The following is a 24029-nucleotide window of genomic DNA, read 5'->3' as shown; positions in this document are numbered from 1 at the left end:
CTCCAGCCGGGCCATCTCGCGGAAGTACGTGAATGGGCGCGGAGGGTGCGGCCACCCGCTCCCCACCGTTCCTCACCCAGAAATCTCAGCGGCGCGGTGTGAAGCGTGTGGCAGACGGGCAAGGCTTGACGGAATTGGCAGGTACATGTGGCGAACCAGTGAATGCCTTGGGGGGATGGGGTGTTGGGAGACCGGTCCGGCACATGGGGCTGGGGCAGCGGGCGATCGGCGCCGACTTCCCTCGTGGTTCCGAAAGGGTGCGCATGAAGCATTTCCGGCTGCTCGTTCTCGGTAACGGCGTTTCCGCGTACGGCAGTTATCTGAACATGGTCGCGCTGAACGTCTTCGTCTACGACGTCACCGGGAGCGCCCTGGCCGCAGGGCTCTTCATGGCGGTACGGCTGGGGACGAGTGTGGGAGCGGGGTTCGTGAGCGGGCGCCTCGTCTCGGCGTACGACCGCAAACGTCTGATCGTCGGCGCCGATCTCTGCCAGGCGCTGGCACTCCTGGCTCTGCTCCTGGCCCCGGAGGCCGGCCGGGTCTCCTTGCTGTACTGCCTGGCCGTGGTCACCGGGGGCTGCTCGACGCTCTCGCAGGTGGCGCTGCGCAGCAGCATCCCGGAGATCGTGGGGGCCGAGCACCGGAGCCGCGCCAACGGGCAACTGGTCACCGGCCGTTCCCTCGCCATGATCGCGGGCTTCGCCTCGGCGGGTGTGGTGGTGGCGCAGCTCGGGTACACGGCGGCGTTCGTCCTGGACGCGGTCACGTTCCTGTTCTCCGCGTCGGTCCTGCTGATGCTGCCGATCCGCACGAGGGCACGGTCAGAGGGGTCCGGGGGCGCCGAGGACGACGCGCCGGACGCCGGGCGCCGTTCGCTCCGGTTGCTGTGGGCCGGCGCGCCGGTGCTGATGGCGATGATCGCCGTGCGTGCGGTCGACGGGCTGGGATCCTCCTCGCACAACGTCGCGCTGCCCGTCTACTCCAGCCTGCTGGACCCGGATCATCCGGCCACCTTCATCAGCCAGTTCTGGGCCACCTGGGCGGTCGGCACCATCATCGCCCAGCAGGTGCTGGCCCGGTACACCCGCCGGACCGGGCACACCCTGGGCGAGCGGGCCTTCGCGGTCGGCGCCTGTGTCATGTCAGGGGCGTTCATCGTCGTGTTCAGCGGGCTGCCCACCGTATGGACGCTCGCCACGGCACTCGTCGCCGGAGCGGCGGACGGAGTCACCGAAATCGTCTACGTGTCACGGCTCCAGACGGTCCCCGACGAGCAGCGCGGACGCCTCTTCGGGCTCTCCGCCTCGGCCGAGAACGCCGGGTTCGGGCTGGGGATGCTGGTCAGCGGATCGCTGCTGGAGTCCTTCTCCCCGTTCCAGGTGGTCGCCTCCCTGCACGGTCTCGCCATCGTGCTGTGCCTCGCCCTGCTTGCGCTGCTCGTACTGCGCCGTTCCCCGGCCGGGCCCGACCGGGTGCGACAGCCCGGCAACGGCACCCTGCGCGAAGGGAGCGGCCGATGAGCGGTGGCGGGCAGGACCCACGCATCGCCGTGGTCGGAATGGCCTTCCGGCTGCCGGGGGCCGACACACCGGAGGACCTCTGGCGCATCATCCGGAGCGGCGAGGACCGCTTCACCCGTTTCACGCAGGACGAGCTGAAGGCCGCGGGCGTCCCCGAGGAGCTCTACGGGCGCGACGACTTCATCGGGGCCTCGGCCGTCCTGGACGACATCGCCGGGTTCGATGCCCGGCACTTCGGGATGAGCGCCCGCGAGGCCCGGCTGACCGACCCCCAGCACCGCCTGTTCCTGGAGTGCGCGCAGCACGCCCTGGAGAACGCCGGCTACCCGGACGAGCGGGACGGAAAGCGGATCGGGGTCTACGCCAGCACCGGCTACCACCTGTACAACATGCAGTCCTATCTGCTCAACAACGTCCTGCCGAACGAGGACATCGCCGACTGGCTGGCCGGGATGCAGGTCCTGGTGGGCAACTTCACCGACTTCAACGCGACCCGGGTCGCCTACCGGCTCGGCCTCACCGGCCCCGCCGTCAACGTACAGACGGCCTGCTCCAGTTCGCTGGTGGGGGTGCACCTGGCCGCCCAGTCGCTGCTGCTGGACGAATGCGACATCGCGCTGGTCGGCGCCGGTGCCATCCATGTCCCGCAGGTCCTCGGCTACCACTACGTCAAGGGCTCGATCCTCTCCAGGACCGGACGGCTCCGGGCGTTCGACGCGGCCGCGAACGGGACCGTCGGAGGCACCGGTGTCGTGGCCGTCGTACTGAAGCGGCTGACCCGTGCGCTCGCGGACGGCGACACCGTGCACGGCGTCATCCGTGGCTGGGGCATCTGCAACGACGGCGCCGGGAAGCAGGCGTTCGCGGCACCCAGTGCGCGGGGCCAGCAGGAAGCCGTACGCCGGGCGCTGGACCACGCGGGCGTCGGCGCGGACACCATCGGCTATCTGGAGACCCACGGCACCGGCACCCTCAAGGGCGATCCCATCGAGCTGGAGGGTGCGGGCGCGGCGTACCGGCAGGACACGGACCGGACCGGCTACTGCGCTCTCGGAGCCGTCAAGGCCAACATCGGGCACCTCGACGTGGCGTCCGGACTCGCCGGTCTCGTCAAGGCGCTGCTGGTGCTCGGGCACGGTGAGATCCCGCCGATCGCGGGCTTCAGCGATCCCAATCCGCTGCTCGGGCTGGAGGACAGCCCGTTCTACGCGCCCCGCGCCCTCCAGCCGTGGCCCGAGAACGGCACCCCCCGGCGGGCGGGTGTCACCTCGCTCGGGATCGGCGGCACCAATGTCCACCTGGTCCTTGAGGAGGCCCCCTTACCCGGGCCGCGTTCCGCCACCGCGGCCCCGCCGGACGTGCTCCTGGTCTCCGCGACGAGCCGGGACGCCCTCGCCGACAACGTACGGTCCCTGCGCGACCGGCTCCGCGGGCGGACCGCCCCGGCCCTGGCGGATCTCGTCACGACGGCCGCCCTCGGGCGCTCGCACGGCCGGCACCGGATCGCGGTCCGGGGCGGCACACCGTCCGCGCTGGCCGACGCGCTCGACGCCTGGCTGTCCGGCCCCGCACCACACGCGGCCGACGCGGGCCCCGTGCCGCCGGGGGACGCGCCCGCCCGGGTGGTGTTCCAGTTCACCGGCCAGGGTTCCCTGCGCCCCGGAGCGGCGGCGGCCCTGTACGAACGGTTCCCCGTGGTGCGCGAGGTCCTCGACGCCTGCGAGGCGTGGCACCGCGATCTCACCGGTGAACCGATGCTGGCCGGGCTCCTCACCGAGGCGGCGGGCACACCGGGGGCCGCCTGGCCGACCGCGACCGCGCAGCCGGCCCTGTTCGCCCTGCAGTGCGCCCTGGTCCGGCTGTGGGAGGAGGCGGGCATCAGGCCGTGGGCCGTGACGGGCCACAGCGTCGGCGAGTACGCGGCGCTCTTCGCGGCCGGGGCGCTGTCGCTCGCGGACGGCCTGGAACTCAGCACGCACCGGGGCCGGTTGATGCGGGATCAGTGCGCGCCGGGCGCCATGGTGGCGGTGGCGCTGGAGCGGGAGGCCGCCGCGGAGCTGGCCGCCTCGCGGCCCGGCCTGGAGCTCGCCGTGACCAACGGGGAACGTTCCCAGGTGCTGGCGGGTCCCGTCGCGGACGTGGACCGGTTGTGCGCCGCGCTCGACGACCGGGGCATCCCGTACGAACGCCTCGCGGTGGACCGGGCGTTCCACACCGCCGCCACGGAGCCGATGCTCGACGCGTTCGCGGCGGTGCTGGCGAAGACCCCCTTCACACCGGTACGGACCCGCTTCATCAGCTCTCTCGACGGCCGGACCCGCGAGCCCGGCTGGCTGCCGGACCCGGAACATCTGGTCCGCCACGCCCGCGAGCCGGTGCGCTACGACGCGGCGCTGCGTGCCGTCGCGGGTGAACGGCCGGACGTACTCCTGGAGATCGGGCCGCACACCACACTCAGCAGCCTGGCCCGCCGCTCCCTGCCCGCGGTGCGGGCGACCCCGTCCCTGCACCGGAAGACCGGACTCACGGCGCTCTTCGGCGCCGCGGCGGCTCTGCACTGCGCGGGCGCGGATGTCCGCTGGGAGACCTTCCTGGCCGGCACCGGAGGGCGGCGTGTCCCGCTGCCCGGCTACCGCTTCCAGCACCGACACCACTGGGTCGGGACCCCACCCAGGCCCCGCGCACCCATTTCCCCGGCGAGAGAGGAACGCATCATGACATCAGAAGCGATGGAGACCACGCGCCTCCTGGACAGCATCCTCGGGGTGCTCTCCAGAGCCTTCGGAGAGGACCTCACCTCCATCCCGGCCGACACCTCGTTCTTCGATCTCGGTGCGGACTCGCTCCTCATGATCAACGCGCTCCGGGAGATCGAGCAGGAGCACCACGTCAAGGTCACGATGCGCGAGCTGTTCGACGAGACGGGCACGCCCCGGCTCCTCGCCGAACTCGTCGCCGCGCGGCTGGCCGGACGGCCCGGGACCGGCCCCCTGCCGGCCACCGCGCAGCCGCCCCTCCCACCCATATCGCAGCCGTACACGGCGGAGCCCCCCGCCGCCCGTCCGCTGCCCCCGCCCGCCCAGCAGCCGCCCGCCCCCGTTCCGCAGCCGTTCGCCCACCCACCGATACCCGGGCAGCGCACCACACCGCCCTCCCCCGGCACACCGCCGGTCCCGCCCGCCGTCGCGGACGCCGGTCCCGTCACCCGGCAGGAGCTGCTGGAACTGGCCGAACGGGTCCAGCAGTTGTCACAGATCCAGCTCCAGATGCTCACCCAGCTCTCCCAGATCTCCGAGCTGCTCGCGCCCCGGAGCGACGCGACGGCGGCCCTGCCGAACGGCGAGGTGGTCCGGTGACCGAGCAGCAGAGCCTCACGGCCGCCCTGGACCGCGACCTGGCCGCCATGGCCGGACTCTCCCGGCGCATCACCGAGCGGATCGACGCCGGACGGGCCATGACCGGCCCCGCACCACAGCCTCAGGCGCACGGGCCGCGCGTGGTGATCGCCCCCGACGCCGGTATGGTCCGCGCCACCTCGCCCCGCACGCAGCAAGAGCATCTCGACGACCTCGTACGCCGGTACACGGCAAGGACGGCGGCCTCCAGACAGCTCGCCCAGCGCCACCGTCGAAGACTCGCCGACAGCCGGGCGGTCGTCGGGTTCCGCAGGTCGACCAAGGAGATGCTCTACCCCGTGGCGGCCCGTCGCGCGGACGGCGCACGGATCGAGGACATCGACGGCAACAGCTACACCGACATCACCATGGGCTTCGGGGTGCTCCTCTTCGGCCACGAGCCCGGCTTCGTCCGGGACGCCGTGCGCGAGCACCTCTCCCGGGGCATCCGGCTCGGCCCCCGCAGTGTCGAGACGGGCGGCGCCGCCGAGCTGCTGTGCGAACTGACCGGGATGGAACGGGTGGCCTTCGCCAACTCCGGTACGGAGGCCAACGCGGCGGCGATCCGGCTCGCCCGTGCCGCCACCGGCCGGGACCGGATCGTCACCTTCCAGGGCTCCTACCACGGCCATGCCGACCAGGTGCTGGGCCGGCTCGCCGGACACGGTGCCCAGGAGGGGACCGTGCCCGTCTCCCGGGGCATCCCGCACAGTGCCGTCTCCGAGCTGACCGTCCTCGAATACGGCAGCGAGGAGGCCCTGCACGCGATCGAACGGGACGCGTCACGGATCGCGGTCGTCATCGTCGAACCGGTGCAGAGCAGACATCCCTCGCTCCAGCCCGTCGCGTTCGTCCGCAGGCTGCGCGAACTGACCGCCCGCCACGGCATCGTGCTGATGTTCGACGAGATGCTGACCGGATTCCGTCCCGCTCTCCGTGGCGCCCAGGAGCTCTACGGCGTCACCCCGGATCTCGCCACCTACGGCAAGCTCCTCGGCGGCGGATTCCCCATCGGCGCGGTCGCCGGCCGCTCCGACATCATGGACGGGATCGACGGCGGCCACTGGAGCTACGGGGACGACAGCGGCCCGACCGCCGACACCACCTTCTTCGGCGGCACCTACCTCCAGCACCCCGTGTCGATGACCGCGGCGCACGCCGTACTCACCCATCTGAAGGAGCACAGTCCGCGCCTCCAGGAACGGCTCAACGCCCGGACGACCGAACTGGCCACCGGGCTCAACGACTTCTTCGAGGCCGAGGAATTCCCCCTGCGGATGGGCTGGTTCGGCTCCCAGTTCCGCTTCGAGCACCGCGCCGACATGGAGCTCCTCTACTACCACCTGATGCTGCGGGGCGTGCATGTGTGGGAGTGGCGCAACTTCTTCCTCTCCACGGCCCACACCGACGGCGACATCGAGCACGTGGCCGACGCCGTGCGGGGGTCGCTGAGGGACCTGCGGGAGGCCGGTTTCTTCCGCACCGGCACAGCCCCGTCCCGGCGGCCTGCCGAGCGTCCCGTTCCCGTGGCCGAAACCGTCGCCGCCGCACCTCCCGTTCCCGTGGCCGCCCCGGCCCCCGTTCCCGTGACCGCCCCGCCCCCCGCGGCGACCACGACGCCGCGTCGCGCGGACTTCAGCCTCTACTTCTTCGGCGACTACCCGGACGACGGACCCGGCCCGAAGGAGGGCCGCTACGAACTGCTCATGGAGGCGGCCCGGTTCGCCGACCGCCACGGGTTCGAGGCGTTGTGGATGCCCGAACGGCACTTCAACTCGTTCGGCGGCCTCTTCCCGAACCCCGCCGTCCTGGCCGCGGCGCTCTCCCGGGAGACCCGGCGCATCCGCCTCAACGCCGGCTCGGTCGTACTCCCGCTGCACGACCCGATCCGGGTGGCGGAGGAGTGGTCCATGGCGGACAACCTCTCCAACGGACGCATCGGCCTCGGTGTCGCGAGCGGGTGGAACGCCAACGACTTCGTCTTCTTCCCCGAGCGCTTCGGTACGCACAAGCAGGAGATGTACGACCGGCTGGAGCAGGTGCGGAGCCTCTGGCGGGGCGAGCCGCTGCGCCGCACCACCGGGGACGGCGAACGGGAGATCCGGCTCTTCCCGCGCCCCGTCCAGACGATGCCGCCGCTCTACACGGCGGTGGTCGGCAACCCGGAGTCGTACGAACGCGCCGCCGCGCACGACCTGGGCATCGTGACCAACCTGATGACCCAGGACGTCGACCAGCTCCGGGAGAACATCGCCCGCTACCGCCGGACCCGTGCGCTCCACGGCCTCGACCCGGACGCCGGGCGGGTCGCCGTCCTGCTGCACACCTACCTCTCCGAGGACCACGACACCGCCCGGTCCGAGGCCTTCGCGCCGATGGCCCGCTACATGCAGGCCTCGCTGTCCCTGTTCAGCGGCGTCACCAACAGCCTCGGGGTCACCACCGACCTGAGATCGCTCAGCGAGGACGACCTGGACGTGGTCTTCCGGCGCGCCTACGGCCGCTACTGCGACCAACGGGCCCTGATCGGCGACGTGGACACCGTCCTGCCGGTGGTCGAGGCGGTGACCGACGCGGGCGCGGACGAGATCGTCGCACTGGTCGACTTCGGCGTCTCCGCGGACCAGCTGCGCGCCGGTCTCCCCCGGCTGGACGCCCTCCGCCGCCGCCACCGGGAGCGGCGGGCACCCGACCGGGGCGCGCCCCTCTCCCCGGGCCAGGAGCGGATCTGGTTCCTGGAGCGCCTGCTTCCCGGGCGCACCGCCTACAACGAGGTGAAGGCGATCCGTCTGCGCGGTGCGCTCGACACCGAGGCGCTGCACACCGCGCTGCGCCGGCTCGTCGCCCGCCACGAAGGGCTGCGCACCGTCTTCCGGCAAGCCGGCGATTCGGCGGTCCAGCTGGTGCGGGAAGCCGCCGAGCCCGACTTCGGCGTGGTGGACGGCACCCTCCGGGCCGAGGCCGCCGTGCGGGAGGCACTGGCGACGGAGAGCGCCCGCCGCTTCGACCTGGAGAACGGCCCGCTGTTCGTCAGCAGGGCCGTGCGGACCGGGGCCGACGAGCACGTACTGGTCCTGTCCTTCCACCACATCGTGGTCGACGCGGCCTCGGCGACCGTCCTGTGCCGGGACCTCGCCGCCTTCTACCGGGCGGAACTCGACGGTACGGAGGCCCATCTGCCCGCACTCACCTGGAGCTACGCCCAGCACGCACGGGAGCAGCGCGCGGCGGCGGACGGCCCCGGCACCGCGCAGGACCTGGACCACTGGCTGCGCGTGCTCGGCGGTGAGCTGCCGGTCCTCGAACTGCCCACCGACCGCCCCCGCCCGGCGGAGATGACCTCCGAGGGCCGCGCCGTCTTCCGCTCCCTCGACCCCGGCCTGTCCGAACAGCTCAGGCAGCTGAGCCGCGACCGCCACGCCACCCTGTTCATGACCCTGGTGGCCGGCTGGGCGGCGATGCTGCGACGGGTCACGGGGCAGGAGGACGTCGTCATCGGCATCCCGGTCTCGGACCGGCCGCAGCGGGCCGAGGAGCTGGTCGGCTTCTTCGTCAACACCCTCGCGCTCCGGGTCGACCTCACCGGCGATCCCGGATTCGCGACGTTGCTGGACCGGGTGCGTGCCGTCGCGCTCGACGCCTACGACCACGCGGGGACACCGTTCGAGGAGGTGGTGCGCGCGCTCGCTCCGCCACGCCGGACGGACCGCACGCCGGTGTTCCAGGTGTGCGCCGAGTTCCAGTCGGCGGAGCCGTTCCGCCTCGACCTCCCCGGCATCGAGGCGGTCGCCCTGGACGCGGGCCCCGACAAGGCGCTGACCGATCTGACGGTCTACTTCACCGACCGGCCGGAGGGCGTCCGCTGTCATCTGGAGTACAACGCGGACCTGTTCGAGCCGAGCACCGTCGACCGGTTCTTCACGGTCTTCCGGGACCTCCTGGCCTCCGCCGTCGACAAGCCGGGCACACCGCTGTCCCTGCTCGCGCGTGCGGCGGTCGAGGGCGACGAGGTGCCGGAGAGCTGGGAACACGGCCCGGTCCGGCCGGTCGCGGACACCACCGTGCACGACTGGATCGCCCGGCAGGCGGCGGAGCACCCCGCGCGGACCGCGGTGGTGGGCGAGGACGCCGTGCTGACCTACCGGGAGCTGGACGAACGCGCCGGCCGGCTCGCCGCCGTGCTCGCGGAACACCGGGCGGACGGTGACCAGGGATCCGTGGTGGCGGTGTGGCTGCCGCGCTCCGCGGAGTTCGTCGTGGCGCTGCTCGCCGTACTGCGGGCCGGTTGCGCGTATGTGCCGCTCGACCCGTCGCTCGGTGCCGTACGCGCCACGCAGGTGATCGCCGAGAGCGGCGCCCGCACGGTGATCAGCGGCGCGGGCGGAGCGGAGGACCTGCGGCTGCCCGGCCCGGTGACCGTCGTCGCCCCGGACGCCGCTCCGACGGGAGGCCCCGGGTCGGGCACCCGGCCCATGGCCGACACCACCGGCTCGTCCCCCTTCTCCGTCATCTACACCTCGGGCAGCACCGGCACACCCAAGGGCGTCGTGCTCACCCACCGCAGCCTCGTGGATCTCTGCCGGTGGCACCACGAACGCTTCGCGTTCACCGGCGACGACCGGAGTGCCGTCGTGTGCAGCCAGAGCTTCGACGCCTCCCTCATGGAGATCTGGCCGGCGCTGACAGCGGGCGGCACGGTCGTCGTGGCCGGTGAACAGGTCCGCCGCGACCCGCTCGCCCTGGCCCGGTGGTACGCGGACCAGGACATCGCCTTCGGCTTCCTGCCGACGGCCCTGGGCGAACAGGTACTGCGCCTGCCGGTGGCCGATCAGCCCCCGCTGCGCCATCTGCTGCTGGGCGGCGAGGCGCTCCGCACCCGCCCCAGGCCCGAGGCGCCCTACGAGACGGTGAACGTCTACGGCCCGACCGAGGCGACCGTGCTGTGCGTCGCCGACACGGTCGCGCCCGGGGCCGAGGGGCCCGTCCCGGACGAGGGAGCGGACGTGATCGCGATCGGGCGTCCGGTCGACAACGTGACGCTGCGCGTGGTGGACGCGTCGGACAAGCCGGTGCCCATCGGTGCGGTGGGTGAGCTCCTCGTCGGTGGTCCGGGGGTGGCCGCGGGCTACCTGCACCGGCCGGAACTCACCGAGGAGAGTTTCGCGGCCGCCCCGGAGGGCGGGGCGGGCAACCGCTGCTACCGCACGGGGGACCTGGTCCGCTGGACGGCGGACGGGCGGCTCGTGTTCGTGGGCCGTACCGACGACCAGGTGAAGATCCGCGGGTTCCGCGTCGAGCCGGAGGAGGTGGCGCGGGCGCTGGGCCGTCTCGACGGTGTCCGCCGGGCGGCCGTCGTCGGCCTGCGCCATGCGAACGGCGAGACCTTCCTGGCCGCCTATGTGGTGCCCGCCGAGCCGGGCTGCGACAGCACGGCGGAGCAACGGTCCCGCACGGACCGGTGGGCCGAGGAGCTCCACCACCACCTGCCGGAGTACATGGTGCCGCGCGCCTGGCGGGTCCTCGGCGAACTGCCGCTGACCAGCAACGACAAGCTGGACCGGACCCAGCTCCCACCAGTCGATCCCTACCTCCCACCGGCCGGCCCCTCCCTCCCGGCGGACGGCCCCGCTCTCCCCGCGGACGGGGCGGGCACCCGCCCGGCCGACGGCCCGTCGCCGGAGCCCGCGCCCCGCACCGGGCCGGAGAGCGGACTCCGTGATCTCTGGGCGGCCGAGTTCGGCCTCGCCGCGTCCGGCGTCGATCCCGATGTCTCCCTCTTCGACCTGGGCGGCCATTCGCTCACCGCGATGAGACTGGTCAACCGGATCAGGGAGGCGTGGGGGATCGAGTACCCCCTTTCGCGGCTCTACCAGGAACCCACGCTGCGCGCGATGACGGAGTTCGTGCGCGGTGCCGGATCGAGAAGGGTCCTCCGCCGGGGCCCGGCCAGCCAGCAGCAGTCGCGCTTCGCCACCGTGCACGCCCGTCACGCCAAGCCGCAGGTCTTCAACGTCGCCCTGCGGATCACCTTCGCCGGCCCGCTGGACCCCGGATCGCTCCGCACCGCACTCCAGCAACTGACGGATCGTCATGAAGCGCTGCGCACCCGCCTGGTACGGGAGGGTCTCGACTCCTGGCAACAGGAAGTGCTCGAATCCCGCCCCCTGGACCTGCCCGTCGACGACCTCACCTCATGGCCGGAGCCGGAACGGCAGACCGAGGTGGGACGGCTCGCCGAGCAGGCGGCGGAGACACCGCTCGACCTCTTCGAGGGGGACGTGCTCTCCACCCGCCTGCTGCGCACCGGCGCCGAGGAATGGGTGCTGCTGCTCGTGCTGCACCACTGCACCTGCGACGGATGGGCCCTGACCACGCTGCTGAAGGAACTCGCCGCGCTCTACCGTGCGGATGCCACCGGAACCGGCCACGGTCTGTCGGCCTCGGCGCCGCAGCAGGTGGAGTACGCGCACTGGCAGGTCGCCCACGCGGCGGCGACCGGTGCCCGCCGCACGGACTACTGGGTGGAGGAACTCGCCGACGCCCCCTTCGCGGCGGATCTGCCGCTGGACCGGCCGAGGCCCGACACCCTCAGCGGGCGGGGCGAGGTCATCGAATTCACCGTGCCCGCCGAGGTCCGGGCCGCTGTGGAACGGCTGGCCGTCCGGCGGGCGACCACGCCCTTCGTGGTGACCGCCGCGGCGCTCGGCCGGCTGCTGGCGGCGAAGGCGGAGCAGGAGGACGTGGTCATGGGCATCTCCTACGCGGGCCGGGAGACCCGCGAGTTCGAGTCCCTGGTGGGCTGCACGGCCACCGGGTTCGCCCTGCGGGTCCGTGACGCGCGCTCCGGCTCCTTCGCGGAGCTGACGGACCGGGTCACCCGTTCGACGATCCTGGGCATGGAACACGCCCTGTCGCCACGCCAGGTGGCACCGGCGCTGCGGGAACGCAGGGGCGTCGAGGTACCGGACGGCCTGGCCATCCATCTGGCCTACGAGAGTTCGCTGGACACCGGGATCGAACTGCCGGGGCTCACCACCACGGTGGCGGAGATCGCCCCGGCCGCGTCCCGGTCGGAGTTCGTCATGGTGCTGACCCCGGCCGAGGACGTCCTGCAGGGTGCCGTGGAGTATTCGGCCGACCTGTGGGACCGGGCGACGGTCGAGACATGGACACGGGAGTACGTACGGCTGCTGCGGGAGGAGGCCGGGGAGGCCCTCGCCGACGGGACGAGCTGACCCGAGAGGGACAGGGCGTGCGGGCCGGGGGAACTCCCGGCCCCGCGCCCTACCCCAGCCGGCGCGCTCCGCCGGACCCGACGTGCTCAGCGGAAACACACCGAGGGCCGCCCGCTCCCCCTGCGTCCGGGTCAGCTTGCGCACGAAGAGGATGGTCGCGAAGTCGTTCGCGATCCCGGCCGCGATCACGCGGCGGACGTTCAGCTCCGCCGCCACGGCGATGAGCGCCAGCAGCACGACGACGGCCTTCGCGAGCCCTCCGGGCGAGCGCAGGTACTGCTGCGGCGCGTAGAAGGCCGGGACGGGCCGCATCGGGGCCGTCGCCGCACCGGCCGGACCGGCACGGAGCAGACAGCGTCCGTCGTCGGTGACCGGCGGTCTGAGACGGCAGGTGGAGCAGAGCATGGAGCGGAACCCCCCAAGGTTCTGAACACGGGTGTCCGAGCGCGGGATTCCGGGCCCGGACACGAGAACGCGCGCCCCTCCCCGGAACGCGCGGCATCCGGAACCCAACCTCCGCCCACTGCGCTGTCCACGCGGATTCCGCTCAGCCCGCCTTGTCGATCCGTGCGGCCAGGTCCCGGAACCGTTCCCAGCTCAGGGCCGGTTTCCCCGGGACCCACAGCTTCTGGGCGACCGCCCGCAGCGGCATCCGGATGCCCTGCGCCACCTGCTCCGTGGTCTGCGCCTGCGGGAGGTCGCCCCAGACCGCGAACCGGCCGCCGAGGATCTGGCCGGAGTAGCGCGCCGGGACCGGCTGGGTGCCGCGCAGGACGAGCGGGGTCCACTGCTGGTAGATCCGCTCGCCCGTCGGGTAGACGAAATTGTTGGGCTGACCGAGCACGTAATAGAGGTACTCGTCGTTGAGGTTCACCAGGCGCCGCCCCTCGCGCAGATACTCCTCGGGCTGCCGGGCGCCGTACTCCTTGCCCGTCCAGTACTCGACCTCGATGTCCTTGTCGGCGTGGACGGTCCCGTCACGGAAGAAGCCGTCGTTCCACGCCTTGGGCCGCTTGCCGTGCGGGCGCACCACCGCCGCGCGGTCGTTCAGCCAGCCGGTCGCGAGGTCCTTGATGCCGGCCTGCGCCCCGTACTTCTGCCGGGCGGCGCGCTGGAGCTGCGGATACGAGGCGGCCGGGTCCCGTGCCATCAGCGCGAGGTACTCGTCGGCGCCCAGATGCCAGTACGCGCCGCTGAACAGCTCGGTGTACTCGCCGAGGAGTTCGTCGACGAGCTTCGCCGAGCCCGGGTCGGAGATGTCGAGCGAGCCGGGCGAGGGCGTGCCCGACACATTGCGCAGCTGGAGGTCGGGGTGGGCCCGCAGCACCGCGCCGAGGTGCCCCGGCGAGTCGATCTCCGGGACGACCTCGATGTGCAGCCGGGAGGCGAGGGAGACGATCTGCCGCACCTCCGCCTGGGTGAGGTGCTGCGGCGACACCACTTCGGGGTGGGTGCGGGACTCGATGCGGAAGGCCTGGTCGTCGGAGAAGTGCAGGCCGAACTGGTTGAGCTTGAGGTCGGCCATCTCGCGCAGCCGGTCCTCGATCCAGCCGGCGGTGTAGAACTTGCGCGCGATGTCGAGGTTGAAGCCGCGCTGCGGCCGGTCGGGGTGGTCGCGCACCTCGCCCTCCGGCATCACGCCGTCGGCGCGCACCGACTGCTTCAGGGTGCGGGTCCCGTAGAAGACCCCGGCCTGGTCGGGTCCGCTGATCCTGACCCGTCCGTCGTGGACGTCGAGGGTGTACGACTCGGGGGTGCCCGCGCCCGGGGCGAGGGCCAGCTCCACATCGCCCGCGCGGGCGGGGACCTCGCCCCGGTAGTGGATCTTCAGCTCCTTGGCCAGCAGCTGCCCCTCGTCCCCGAGCGTGCCGCTGCCGTGGGCGAGGACGACCCCGCTGTCCTTGCCGGGCCGCCAGCCGGGGCCCCGGGCCGCGATGTGCTCCCGTACGGCGGGAATGGTGCGCGGGGCGGTGGAGAGCGGGTAGCTCCGGGTGGGCGAGGGGGCGGGCGCGGGGGTGCGGGGGTTCGAGGACTCGCCGGCGAGTCCGGTATCGGAGCCTTCGGGCCAGACGACTACGGCGATCGTCGCGGCAGCCGCCGCGGTGAGGACCGCACCGGTCACGAGAGCGCCGCGTGAGGGCGACATCGGTCAGAAACCTCCGTTGTGTACATAAACAAGGCAGAACCAGGCAGAATCAGGCAGACAGCCGGGCATTCTCCTTGGATTACGGTTGACCAGGCGTGTCGAAACTCTCCCGTCCGGGTGAAGTTCGCGCATTTGTCGGACGTCCGTTTCCCCTCCTCGCTAGCTTTGAGGCACATTCGTCTCTCCCTTCACCCCGCATCTGCCTGACCCCCTCCGTCCCTTTCCGCTCCAGGGTCACAGATGCCGTTGATCCGAGGAGCCCACGCTGTCCAGGTCCAGCGAGTCCCCCGCCGGCCTCCCGGAGCAACTGCGGCAACCGGCCACCCGGACGGCCGTACCCGCCCAGAGTTCCGGCTCCGCGCACACCCCCGGCCTCGACCGCTTCAACGCGGTGCCGCCCACCGAGGCCGAGGCCGCCCTGCTGGAGTGCTGCGGCAGCCGCCGCTGGGCGCAGCGGCTGGCCGCCCACCGCCCCTACCCCGATCTGGACGCGCTGCTGGCCGCGGCCGACGAGGCGGGTTACGACCTGTCCCCGGCGCACCTCGCCGAGGCGCTCGCCGTCGAGGTCTCCCCCGGCCTGCACGACGCCGCGCCGCACTCCGCGCATCTCGCGCTGCGGGCCGCGCACGCCGCGTACGAGTCCCGCTTCGGCCATGTCTTCGTGATGTGCGTGGACGGGCTGGATCCGGCCGAGCAGCCGGACCAGGTGCTCGCCGGGATCCGGCGGCGACTGGGCCACGAACCCGATCAGGAACGGGTCGTCACCGCGGACGAGATGCGCCGGCTCGCCCGGGGCCGCATCATCGAGCTGGTATCGGACCCATGGAACTGATTCCGGGCTCATGGAGCCGATGTCGCACCCCTGGAGCCGATACCGAATTCATGGAACTGATATCGGATTCATAACGGAATGGTCTCGGCGGACGGGGTCACCAGCCCCTTCTAGCCCGTCCGTGCCTGTTTGATTGCCACTTTGATCACACCGCGGGCCCCCGCGCGAACGAACCGACGAAGCGTCGCTACGATGGCCGGGGCCGGTGGACCGTACCCGGCCGGGTCAGACCGACAGTCAAGCCGGCCGGCCCCAATCCCCGCTCCCGGAGGGTTCTTCCGTGCCGGCTGGAACGCTGTACCGCGGCCGGGAAGGCATGTGGTCCTGGGTGGCTCATCGAGTCACCGGTGTCCTCATTTTCTTCTTCCTGTTCGTACACGTCCTGGACACCGCTCTCGTCCGCGTCTCCCCCGAGGCCTACGACGACGTCGTGGCCACGTACAAGACGCCGATCGTCGCGCTCCTCGAATACGGCCTGGTGGCCGCGATTCTCTTCCACGCGCTGAACGGTCTCCGGATCGTCGCCGTGGACTTCTGGGCCAAGGGCCCGCGCTACCAGAAGCAGATGCTCTGGTCGGTCGTGGGCATCTGGGTCGTGCTGATGGTCGGGGCGCTGTACCCGGTCCTCGGCCACGCCGTACGCGAAGTATTCGGGAGCTGAGGCCAATGTCCACCGAGTCCTCCGCGATCGGCTCCGTCGAGGGCGTCAGCCTGTACGACGTAGACAACCCGGCCCCGGTCATCGAGCCGCCGCGCAAGCGGACCGGCAAGACCCCCAAGGGTTCGCGCACCAACTTCGAGATGTACGCCTGGCTCTTCATGCGCCTGTCGGGCATCGTCCTGGTCGTCCTGGTCCTGGGCCACCTGCTGATCCAGCTGGTGCTGGACGGCGGCGTGTCCAAGATCGGCTTCGCCTTCGTGGCGGGCCGCTGGGCCTCGCCGTTCTGGCAGCTCTGGGACCTCGCGATGCTGTGGCTGGCCATGCTGCACGGCGCCAATGGTCTCCGTACGGTCATCAACGACTACGCCGAACGGGAGAACACCCGTTTCTGGCTGAAGATGCTGCTGTACACCGCCACGGTCTTCACCGTCCTGCTGGGCACGCTGGTGATCTTCACCTTCGACCCGAACATCCGCTAGGCGCCGGGCCAGAGGGACCAGAGGAAATCATGCAGATCCACAAGTACGACACCGTCATCGTCGGCGCCGGCGGCGCCGGTATGCGCGCGGCCATCGAGTCCACCAAGCGCAGCCGCACCGCCGTGCTCACGAAGCTGTACCCGACCCGCTCCCACACGGGCGCCGCGCAGGGCGGCATGGCCGCCGCGCTCGCCAACGTGGAGGAGGACAACTGGGAGTGGCACACCTTCGACACCATCAAGGGCGGCGACTACCTGGTCGACCAGGACGCCGCCGAGATCCTGTCGAAGGAGGCCATCGACGCCGTCCTCGACCTGGAGAAGATGGGCCTGCCGTTCAACCGCACGCCCGAGGGCAAGATCGACCAGCGCCGGTTCGGCGGTCACACCCGTAGCCACGGCGAGGCCCCGGTCCGCCGGTCCTGCTACGCCTCGGACCGCACCGGCCACATGATCCTCCAGACGCTGTACCAGAACTGCGTCAAGGAGGGTGTGGAGTTCTTCAACGAGTTCTACGTCCTGGACCTGCTGCTCCAGGAGGTGGACGGGGTCAAGAAGTCCGCAGGCGTCGTCGCGTACGAGCTGGCGACCGGCGAGATCCACGTCTTCCAGGCGAAGGCGATCATCTTCGCCTCCGGCGGCACCGGCAAGTTCTTCAAGGTGACGTCCAACGCGCACACCCTGACCGGTGACGGCCAGGCCGCCGCCTGGCGCCGGGGCCTGCCGCTGGAGGACATGGAGTTCTTCCAGTTCCACCCGACGGGCATCTGGCGCATGGGCATCCTGCTGACGGAGGGCGCCCGCGGTGAGGGCGGCATCCTCCGCAACAAGGACGGCGAGCGCTTCATGGAGAAGTACGCGCCGGTCATGAAGGACCTCGCGTCCCGAGACGTCGTGTCCCGCTCCATCTACACGGAGATCCGTGAGGGCCGCGGCTGCGGTCCCGAGGGCGACCACGTCTACCTCGACCTCACGCACCTGCCGCCGGAGCAGCTGGACGCCAAGCTCCCGGACATCACCGAGTTCGCGCGCACGTACCTCGGCATCGAGCCCTACACGGACCCGATCCCGATCCAGCCGACCGCGCACTACGCCATGGGCGGCATCCCGACCAACGTCGAGGGCGAGGTGCTGGCCGACAACACCACCGTCGTCCCGGGCCTGTACGCCGCCGGCGAGGTCGCCTGTGTCTCCGTGCACGGCGCCAACCGTCTGGGCACCAACTCGCTGCTCGACATCAACGTCTTCGGACGCCGCTCGGGCATCGCCGCCGCCGAGTACTCCGCGAAGCACGAATTCGTCGAGCTTCCCGAGAACCCCGCGCAGATGGTCGAGGAGCAGGTCGAGCGGCTGCGCAACTCGACGGGCACCGAGCGCGTCGCGACGCTCCGCCTGGAGCTGCAGGAGTGCATGGACGCCAATGTGATGGTGTTCCGCACCGAGCAGACCATCAAGACGGCCGTCGACAAGATCGCCGAGCTGCGCAGGCGCTACCTCGACGTGTCCATCCAGGACAAGGGCAAGCGGTTCAACACGGACCTCCTGGAGGCCATCGAGCTGGGCAACCTGCTCGACCTGGCCGAGGTCATGGCGACCTCCGCGCTGGCCCGCAAGGAGTCCCGCGGCGGTCACTACCGCGAGGACTTCCCGAACCGCGACGACGTCAACTTCATGCGCCACACCATGGCGTACCGCGAGGTCGCGGCCGACGGCACCGAGTCGATCCGGCTCGACTACAAGCCGGTCGTCCAGACCCGCTACCAGCCGATGGAGCGTAAGTACTGATGGCAACCCCGACTCTGGACAAGGTCGAAGCGCAGTCCGCCGCCTCGCCGTACATCACGGCGACCTTCCGGATCCGCCGCTTCAACCCCGAGGTCTCCGACGAGGTCCAGTGGCAGGACTTCCAGATCGAGATCGACCCGAAGGAGCGTGTGCTCGACGCCCTTCACAAGATCAAGTGGGACATCGACGGCACCCTGACGTTCCGTCGCTCCTGCGCGCACGGCATCTGCGGTTCCGACGCGATGCGGATCAACGGCAAGAACAGGCTCGCCTGCAAGACGCTGATCAAGGACGTCAACCCGGAGAAGCCGATCACGGTCGAGGCCATCAAGGGCCTCACGGTCCTCAAGGACCTCGTGGTCGACATGGACCCGTTCTTCCAGGCGTACCGCGACGTCATGCCCTTCCTCATCACCAAGGGGAACGAGCCGACCCGTGAGCGCCTGCAGTCCGCCGAGGACCGCGAGCGCTTCGACGACACCACCAAGTGCATCCTCTGCGCCGCGTGCACGTCCTCGTGCCCGGTGTTCTGGAACGACGGCCAGTACTTCGGCCCGGCGGCGATCGTCAACGCGCACCGCTTCATCTTCGACTCGCGCGACGAGGGCGGCGAGCAGCGCCTGGAGATCCTCAACGACCGTGACGGGGTGTGGCGTTGCCGCACCACCTTCAACTGCACGGACGCCTGCCCGCGTGGCATCGAGGTCACCAAGGCGATCCAGGAGGTCAAGCGGGCGCTGATCACGCGCCGCTTCTGACCGCCACCCGCACGGCAGACGCATCCGGCCCCGTTCCCCGCGGCAACACCGCGGGGAACGGGGCCTCTTGCTGCGCCGCCCGGACCGTGACGGTACGGTCGTGCGGAACCGGGCACCGGTTCGCCGTCGCCGGGCAGCAGAGCCCGGGGCGCACAGGCTCGACCGAGAGCGGGGAACGTTGAGCGATCCCAATCCGTACGCGGACGACTCGTACAAGTGGGGGCCGCCCCAGCAGCCGGGCACTCCGCCCCCTGACGCCGGTGGCCAGGGGCCGGGTCCGGGCGCCCCGGCGTACGGCTACCCGCAGCCGCCGCCCGGGTCCGCGGCCCAGCCGGGCCCCGGCTACGGCTATCCCCCGGGCTTCGCGGCCCAGCCGGCCATGCCCGGTCAGGGCTTCCCGCCGCCGGGCGCCCAGCCCGGCCCCGGCATGCCGGTGCTGGCGTTCGGTGACATCGCCGTCATGCAGGACCAGATCATGACGCCGGCCGGTCCGATGCCGCTCAAGGGTGCGGTGTGGACGGCGACGGACCTGTCGCGCACCGAGGAGAAGATCCCGACGGTGGGGATCGTGCTCGCGATCGTCTTCGCGCTCTTCTGTCTGGTCGGTCTGTTGTTCCTCCTGATGAAGGAGAAGCAGACGACCGGCTTCGTCCAGGTCTCGGTGACCAGCGGCGGACGCCACCACTCGACGATGATCCCGGCGGTCGGCCCCGACACCTTCCCCATGGTGATGGCCCAGCTCAACACGGCCCGCGCGATGAGCCTCTGACGGCCGTCGCCGATGCCCCGCCTCCACCACACCGTCACCGTCCGCGCGCCGGACCGTGAACGGCTCGACGCGTACGCCGGGCTGGTCTGGGATCTCGTCGAGTCCACCCGGGCCCGAGGCCGGTCCGTGGTACTGCCTGACGGGCGGGCCGTCCCCGGCCTCACCCTGGTCGAGGGCCACCATCTGCGGCCCGGCGCCCGGTACGAGTCCCACGGCCCCGACTCCGGCGAGCCGGACACGACGGTGATACGGGAGTGGCGGCGCGGCAGCGTGATCGCCGTCGAACAGCTGATGCGGTCACCGGAGTCGTCCGGGCGGATGGCCCTGCGGCTGCGGAGCCCTGACCGTCCGGCGTCGCTGGAGGCCGAGGGGCGGCTGCGGGGGCCCGAGGGCTCGGGTTCGCTGCACCGCCTGTCGGGCAGGGCCTCGCTCGACCTGGCCGCCTGGTGGGCGGCGGCCGCCCTGCCGCCGGGGGCGCCCCCGGTGGCCCGCGCGCCGGCCACCGTACGGCTGAAGCACCGGCTGGGGGTCGCCCGCCTGTCTCTGCGACCGCGCCGGGCGGAGCCGGGCCTGTGGCGCGTCGATGTCACGGTGGTCGTACACGGGCGGCTGCTGCTGCGGCCGGTCGCCGCGTTCGCGCTGCTGCTCGCGGGCGTGCCGCTGCGCCGGGGTTTCCGCTCCTCGGTGGAGGAGGCGGCCGGGCGGTGGGACGAGGCGCTCGGGCGGTTCCTCGCGAAGGACCTGGACGAGCTGAGGGCGGAGCTGGCCGAGAGCGCCGTGGCCGGTCCCGACGAGGCGGCCGACGGGCCCCGCTGAACGCACGGGCGAACGCCCGTGCGTTCAGTCCCGGGCGGCGCCGCGTGGCCCGCTGCCGGACGCTCTCAGTCCCAGGCGGCGCCGCCCCGGTCCTCCGCGACCACCATGACGCGCCGCAGCATGTCGTTGAGCAGCGTGCGTTCGTCCTTGTCGAGGACGCCGAGCAGCCGGTACTCCTCGTGACCGAGGACGTCCATCGCGCCCAGCCAGGTCGAGCGGCCCTCGTCGGTGAGCTCCACGTCGACCCGCCGGCGGTCGGTGGTGGAGGGCGTGCGGCGGACGAAGCCGCGCCGTTCGAGCGCGTCCAGCCGGCCGGTGACGGAGGCGGGCGCGAGGTCGAGGTCGGCGGCGAGTTCGGAGGGGGCCGCCTTCCCGCCGCGTCCGGCCAGCTTGTGGAGCGTGTCGAACTCCTGGCGGTCCAGGTCGAAATCGACCAGGGACTGTTCGCGTACCCGGCGCAGATGGACCGAGAGCTTCTTCATGCGGGTCACCGCGCCCTCGACCTCGGGATCGAGGCCGGGAAGCACGGGCTTCCAGCGCTCCACATGTCCATCGGTCCAGTCGCGTCGCTCCATGGGGAGAGCCTACGCCCGGCCACCAGGAATCCTTCGGAATCAAATATTTCGTTGACGAATAATTCGGTACCGAAATAGATTCGCGCGCATGCCGCACCCCTTGCGCACGCGCGCCTTCCGCCTGCTCTTCATCGGCCGCACCCTCTCGCTCCTCGGTGACGCCGTCATCCCCACCGCGCTCTCCCTGGCCGTCTATCTGGCCACCGGCTCGACCGGGGCACTCGCCCTCGTCCTGGGCTGCGCGATGGTCCCCAAGCTGCTCCTGCTGCCCCTGGGCGGCGTCGTGGGCGACCGCCTCAACGCCCGTACGGTCGCGCTCACCACGGATCTCGTACGGTGCGCGACGCAGCTCTTCGTCGGCGTGGAGCTGCTCGGCGGCGCCCCCGCGCTCTGGCAGATCGCCCTCGCCGAGGCGATCGGCGGGGCCGCCGGGGCGTTCGCGATGCCGACCACCTCGCCCCTGATCCGCGGCACCGTGCCGGAGTCCGGGCTGCTGCGCGCCAACGCACTGATGGCGGTCGTCAACAGCTCCACCCGGCTCGGCGGACCGGCCCTGGCCGGGGTGCTGATCCTCACCGCGGGTCCGGGCTGGGCCTTCGTGCTGGACGGCGCCAGCTTCGCGGTGAGCGCCGTACTGCTGTCCGCCGTCGAGGTCCGGCACGTACCCATCCCGAGGCGCTCGCTGCTCACCGACCTCAAGGAGGGCTGGAGCGAGGTCCGGGGCCGCGACTGGTACTGGACGAGCCTGATCGCGCACGCCGCCTGGAACGGCGCGGCGGCCGTCCTGATGACGGTCGGCCCGGCGCTCTTCGTCCGGGAGCCGGGCGGCAAGGGCGTCTGGGTCGCCCTGCTCCAGACCGGCGCGGTCGGCCTGCTCCTGGGCTCCCTGCTGGCCGGCCGGATCCGCCCCCGCCGCCCGGTCCTGGTGGCCAACCTGGGCCTCGCCACCTACGCCCTGCCGCTCGGCCTGCTGGCCGCCCACGCGCCCGTCGCGCTCACCGTCGCCGCGTACGGCGTCGCCCAGGCCGGGCTCGGCTTCCTCGGCCCGGTCTGGGAGACCTCGGTCCAGTCCGCCGTACCGGCCCACGCCCTGGCCCGGGTGACCTCCTACGACTGGCTGCTCTCCCTCGGCGCGATGCCGCTCGGCTACGCCCTGGCCCCGCTCGCGACCTCGGCCTGGGGCGCCGAAGTACCCCTGACCGTCGCCGCGGTGGTGGTCGGCGCGGCCTGCCTGGGGACGGCGGCGGCACCGGGCGTACGGCGCTTCGGGGCGCCCGGCAAGCCGGTGGAGCACGCACTCGCGACCCAGGCTTGAACATGTTCAAAAGCAGGTCTACAGTCCATGACAACAGCTTTTGAACGCGTTCAAGGGAGGGTGGGGCATGGACCTCACTGTTGTCGCGTATGTCATCTACCTGCTGATCAGCGTGGCGCTGACCGTCTGGGTCGCGCGCACGCTCAGCCGCAACGGGAGGGTGTTCCTCGCCGATGTGCTGCACGGGAACGAGAAGCTCGCCGAAGCCGTCAACCATCTGCTGGTGGTCGGCTTCTACCTGGTCAACCTGGGCTTCGTCACCCTCTATCTGAGGAACTCCGACGGTGTCGTCGACGCCCGTGGGCTCTTCGAGGCACTGTCGGTGAAGCTCGGCGTCGTCCTGCTCGTCCTCGGTGTGATGCACCTCGGCAATGTCTATGTGCTCAACAAGATCCGCCGCCGCGGCCTGATGGAGCGTGAGCAGACCCCGCCCGTGGCCCCGCAGGGCTGGACGGGTCCGGCCACCGGCCCGTGGGCGGCGCCCGCCCCGAAGGCCTGAGCACCGTGCCGGACGGACCGGGCGGGCCGGGCGGACCGCATGGGCAGCGGCTCCCCGTCGAACGCCTCACGGTGCTGTACGACGCCCGGTGCGCGCTCTGCCTCCATCTGCGGCAGTGGCTGATGAACCAGCGTCAGCTCGTCCCGCTCGATCTCGTCCCGGCGGCCTCCGAGGAGGCGCGCCGCCGCTTCCCCGGGCTCGACCACGCCGGGACGCTGGACGAGATCACGGTGGTCGCCGACCGGGGGCAGGTCTACCGCTCCACCGCCGCGTGGATCGTCTGCCTCTGGGCGCTGGCCGAGCACCGGCCCAGGGCCCACTGGCTGACCACCCCGGCGGGCCGCCCGTTCGCCCGCGCCACCGTGCTCGCCGCCGCGAAGTACCGGTCCCTGACCGCTCCGCCGTGCGGCGGGCGGGACGGGGAGGGTGGCTGTACGGTCCCCGGAGCCGAGGGCTGACGGCGGCGGATACCCTCGGGACTGTGGTGAAGGAAGCGAAGGACGTGAAGGAAGTCAAGGCCCCCAAGAGCGAGCAGACCCGCACACTCATCCTCGAAACGGCGCTCCGGCTCTTCCAGGAGCGCGGCTACGACAAGACGACGATGCGGGCCATCGCCCAGGAGGCCGGCGTCTCCGTGGGGAACGCCTACTACTACTTCACGAACAAGGAACACCTCGTCCAGGGCTTCTACGACCGGCTCGCCGCCGAGCACGCGGCGGCCGTGCAACCGGTCCTGGACGGCGACGAGGACCTCGCGGTGCGGATGCGCGGGGTCCTGCTCACCTGGCTGGACGTGGCGGAGCCGTACCACCGCTTCGCCGCCCAGTTCTTCAAGAACGCCGCCGACCCGGAGAGCCCGCTCAGCCCGTTCTCGGCGGAGTCGGTCGCGGCCCGCGAGGCGGCGATCTCCATCCACCGGCGGTGCCTGGCCGGTTCGGACACCAAGACCGATCCCGAACTGGCGGAGCTGCTGCCGCAGTTGATGTGGCTGATACAGATGGGCCTGGTGCTGTTCTGGGTCTACGACCGGACGGAGCACACCGCGCGCAGCCGCCGCCTGGTCGAACGCGCCGCCCCGATCGGCGCCCGCGCCATCGCGCTCTCCCGGTTCCGGGTCCTGCGACCGCTGGTGCGGCAGATCCATGACGTGCTGGAGGAGTTCCTGCCCGGCGCCGCGAGGCCGGAGGACCGGGAACGGTCCGGCGAACCGGGCTAGGCCCCGACCCGCCGTACACGCCCAAGGCC

16 protein-coding genes are annotated in these 24029 nt (G+C 71.7%); 14 read left to right on the top strand and 2 right to left on the bottom strand.

Annotation, left to right across the window (positions count from 1 at the left end):
- Positions 1 to 263 precede the first annotated feature (263 nt).
- From GA0115234_RS32915 to GA0115234_RS32905, 3 genes are read left to right on the top strand one after another with little or no spacing between them, the layout of a single operon-like run.
- Positions 264 to 1520, top strand: a complete 1257-nt coding sequence (locus GA0115234_RS32915) for an MFS transporter (protein WP_093549188.1) — start codon at positions 264 to 266, stop codon at positions 1518 to 1520.
- Entirely contained in the window at positions 1517 to 4876 is a 3360-nt protein-coding gene (locus tag GA0115234_RS32910; RefSeq protein ID WP_093549049.1) for a type I polyketide synthase, read from the top strand. The genes GA0115234_RS32915 and GA0115234_RS32910 overlap by 4 nt, the downstream gene beginning before the upstream one ends.
- The gene (locus GA0115234_RS32905) at positions 4873 to 12150 is read left to right on the top strand and encodes a non-ribosomal peptide synthetase (protein ID WP_093549047.1); all 7278 of its coding nucleotides are present in this window, start codon (positions 4873 to 4875) and stop codon (positions 12148 to 12150) included. The genes GA0115234_RS32910 and GA0115234_RS32905 overlap by 4 nt, the downstream gene beginning before the upstream one ends.
- A 547-nt stretch (positions 12151 to 12697) precedes the next feature.
- On the opposite strand, the gene GA0115234_RS32900 is transcribed toward GA0115234_RS32905, so the two are convergent.
- Positions 12698 to 14296: a beta-N-acetylhexosaminidase gene (locus GA0115234_RS32900; protein ID WP_093549045.1), complete on the bottom strand. Its 1599-nt coding sequence runs from the start codon at positions 14294 to 14296 to the stop codon at positions 12698 to 12700.
- 307 nt (positions 14297 to 14603) lie between these two features.
- Here GA0115234_RS32900 and GA0115234_RS32895 point away from each other — a divergent pair, with 307 nt between their 5' ends.
- The 7 genes from GA0115234_RS32895 to GA0115234_RS32865 all read left to right on the top strand — a co-directional run bounded on the left by GA0115234_RS32895 (position 14604) and on the right by GA0115234_RS32865 (position 20395).
- Complete coding sequence (locus GA0115234_RS32895) at positions 14604 to 15128, top strand: 2-oxo-4-hydroxy-4-carboxy-5-ureidoimidazoline decarboxylase (protein WP_093549043.1); 525 nt, start codon at positions 14604 to 14606, stop codon at positions 15126 to 15128.
- A gap of 280 nt (positions 15129 to 15408) precedes the next feature.
- Positions 15409 to 15789: a succinate dehydrogenase, cytochrome b556 subunit gene (sdhC, locus tag GA0115234_RS32890; RefSeq protein WP_072486591.1), complete on the top strand. Its 381-nt coding sequence runs from the start codon at positions 15409 to 15411 to the stop codon at positions 15787 to 15789.
- Between the two features lie 5 nt (positions 15790 to 15794).
- A complete protein-coding gene (locus GA0115234_RS32885; protein WP_093549041.1) occupies positions 15795 to 16268 on the top strand; it encodes a succinate dehydrogenase hydrophobic membrane anchor subunit in 474 nt (157 codons plus the stop codon).
- Positions 16269 to 16297: 29 nt separating this feature from the next.
- Positions 16298 to 18052, top strand: coding sequence for a succinate dehydrogenase flavoprotein subunit (gene sdhA / locus GA0115234_RS32880; RefSeq protein ID WP_093549039.1), 1755 nt, complete (start codon positions 16298 to 16300; stop codon positions 18050 to 18052).
- Complete coding sequence (locus tag GA0115234_RS32875; protein ID WP_093549037.1) at positions 18052 to 18810, top strand: succinate dehydrogenase iron-sulfur subunit; 759 nt, start codon at positions 18052 to 18054, stop codon at positions 18808 to 18810. The genes sdhA and GA0115234_RS32875 overlap by 1 nt, the downstream gene beginning before the upstream one ends.
- 178 nt (positions 18811 to 18988) lie before the next feature.
- The gene (locus GA0115234_RS32870) at positions 18989 to 19579 is read left to right on the top strand and encodes a hypothetical protein (protein WP_093549035.1); all 591 of its coding nucleotides are present in this window, start codon (positions 18989 to 18991) and stop codon (positions 19577 to 19579) included.
- A 12-nt stretch (positions 19580 to 19591) separates the two neighbouring features.
- Entirely contained in the window at positions 19592 to 20395 is an 804-nt protein-coding gene (locus GA0115234_RS32865; protein WP_093549033.1) for a hypothetical protein, read from the top strand.
- Positions 20396 to 20460: 65 nt separating this feature from the next.
- Here the strand turns inward: GA0115234_RS32865 and GA0115234_RS32860 are convergent, their stop codons facing one another.
- Positions 20461 to 20970: a MarR family winged helix-turn-helix transcriptional regulator gene (locus GA0115234_RS32860; protein ID WP_093549032.1), complete on the bottom strand. Its 510-nt coding sequence runs from the start codon at positions 20968 to 20970 to the stop codon at positions 20461 to 20463.
- A gap of 88 nt (positions 20971 to 21058) precedes the next feature.
- Here GA0115234_RS32860 and GA0115234_RS32855 point away from each other — a divergent pair, with 88 nt between their 5' ends.
- The 4 genes from GA0115234_RS32855 (at position 21059) to GA0115234_RS32840 (ending at position 24000) form a co-directional block, all read left to right on the top strand.
- On the top strand, positions 21059 to 22285 hold the full coding sequence (locus GA0115234_RS32855) for an MFS transporter (RefSeq protein WP_093549030.1): 1227 nt from the start codon (positions 21059 to 21061) through the stop codon (positions 22283 to 22285).
- Between the two features lie 67 nt (positions 22286 to 22352).
- Positions 22353 to 22784, top strand: a complete 432-nt coding sequence (locus GA0115234_RS32850) for a hypothetical protein (protein ID WP_093549028.1) — start codon at positions 22353 to 22355, stop codon at positions 22782 to 22784.
- A 5-nt stretch (positions 22785 to 22789) separates the two neighbouring features.
- Complete coding sequence (locus GA0115234_RS32845) at positions 22790 to 23242, top strand: thiol-disulfide oxidoreductase DCC family protein (protein ID WP_093549186.1); 453 nt, start codon at positions 22790 to 22792, stop codon at positions 23240 to 23242.
- Positions 23243 to 23265: 23 nt separating this feature from the next.
- The gene (locus tag GA0115234_RS32840; RefSeq protein ID WP_093549026.1) at positions 23266 to 24000 is read left to right on the top strand and encodes a TetR/AcrR family transcriptional regulator; all 735 of its coding nucleotides are present in this window, start codon (positions 23266 to 23268) and stop codon (positions 23998 to 24000) included.
- Positions 24001 to 24029 lie beyond the last annotated feature (29 nt).

Origin of the sequence: Streptomyces sp. DvalAA-43 (assembly GCF_900091725.1) — a bacterium.
Classification (GTDB): domain Bacteria; phylum Actinomycetota; class Actinomycetes; order Streptomycetales; family Streptomycetaceae; genus Streptomyces; species Streptomyces pulveraceus.
The sequence above is the reverse complement of the archived record's forward strand: the minus strand, read 5'-3'. Positions and strand labels throughout refer to the sequence as shown.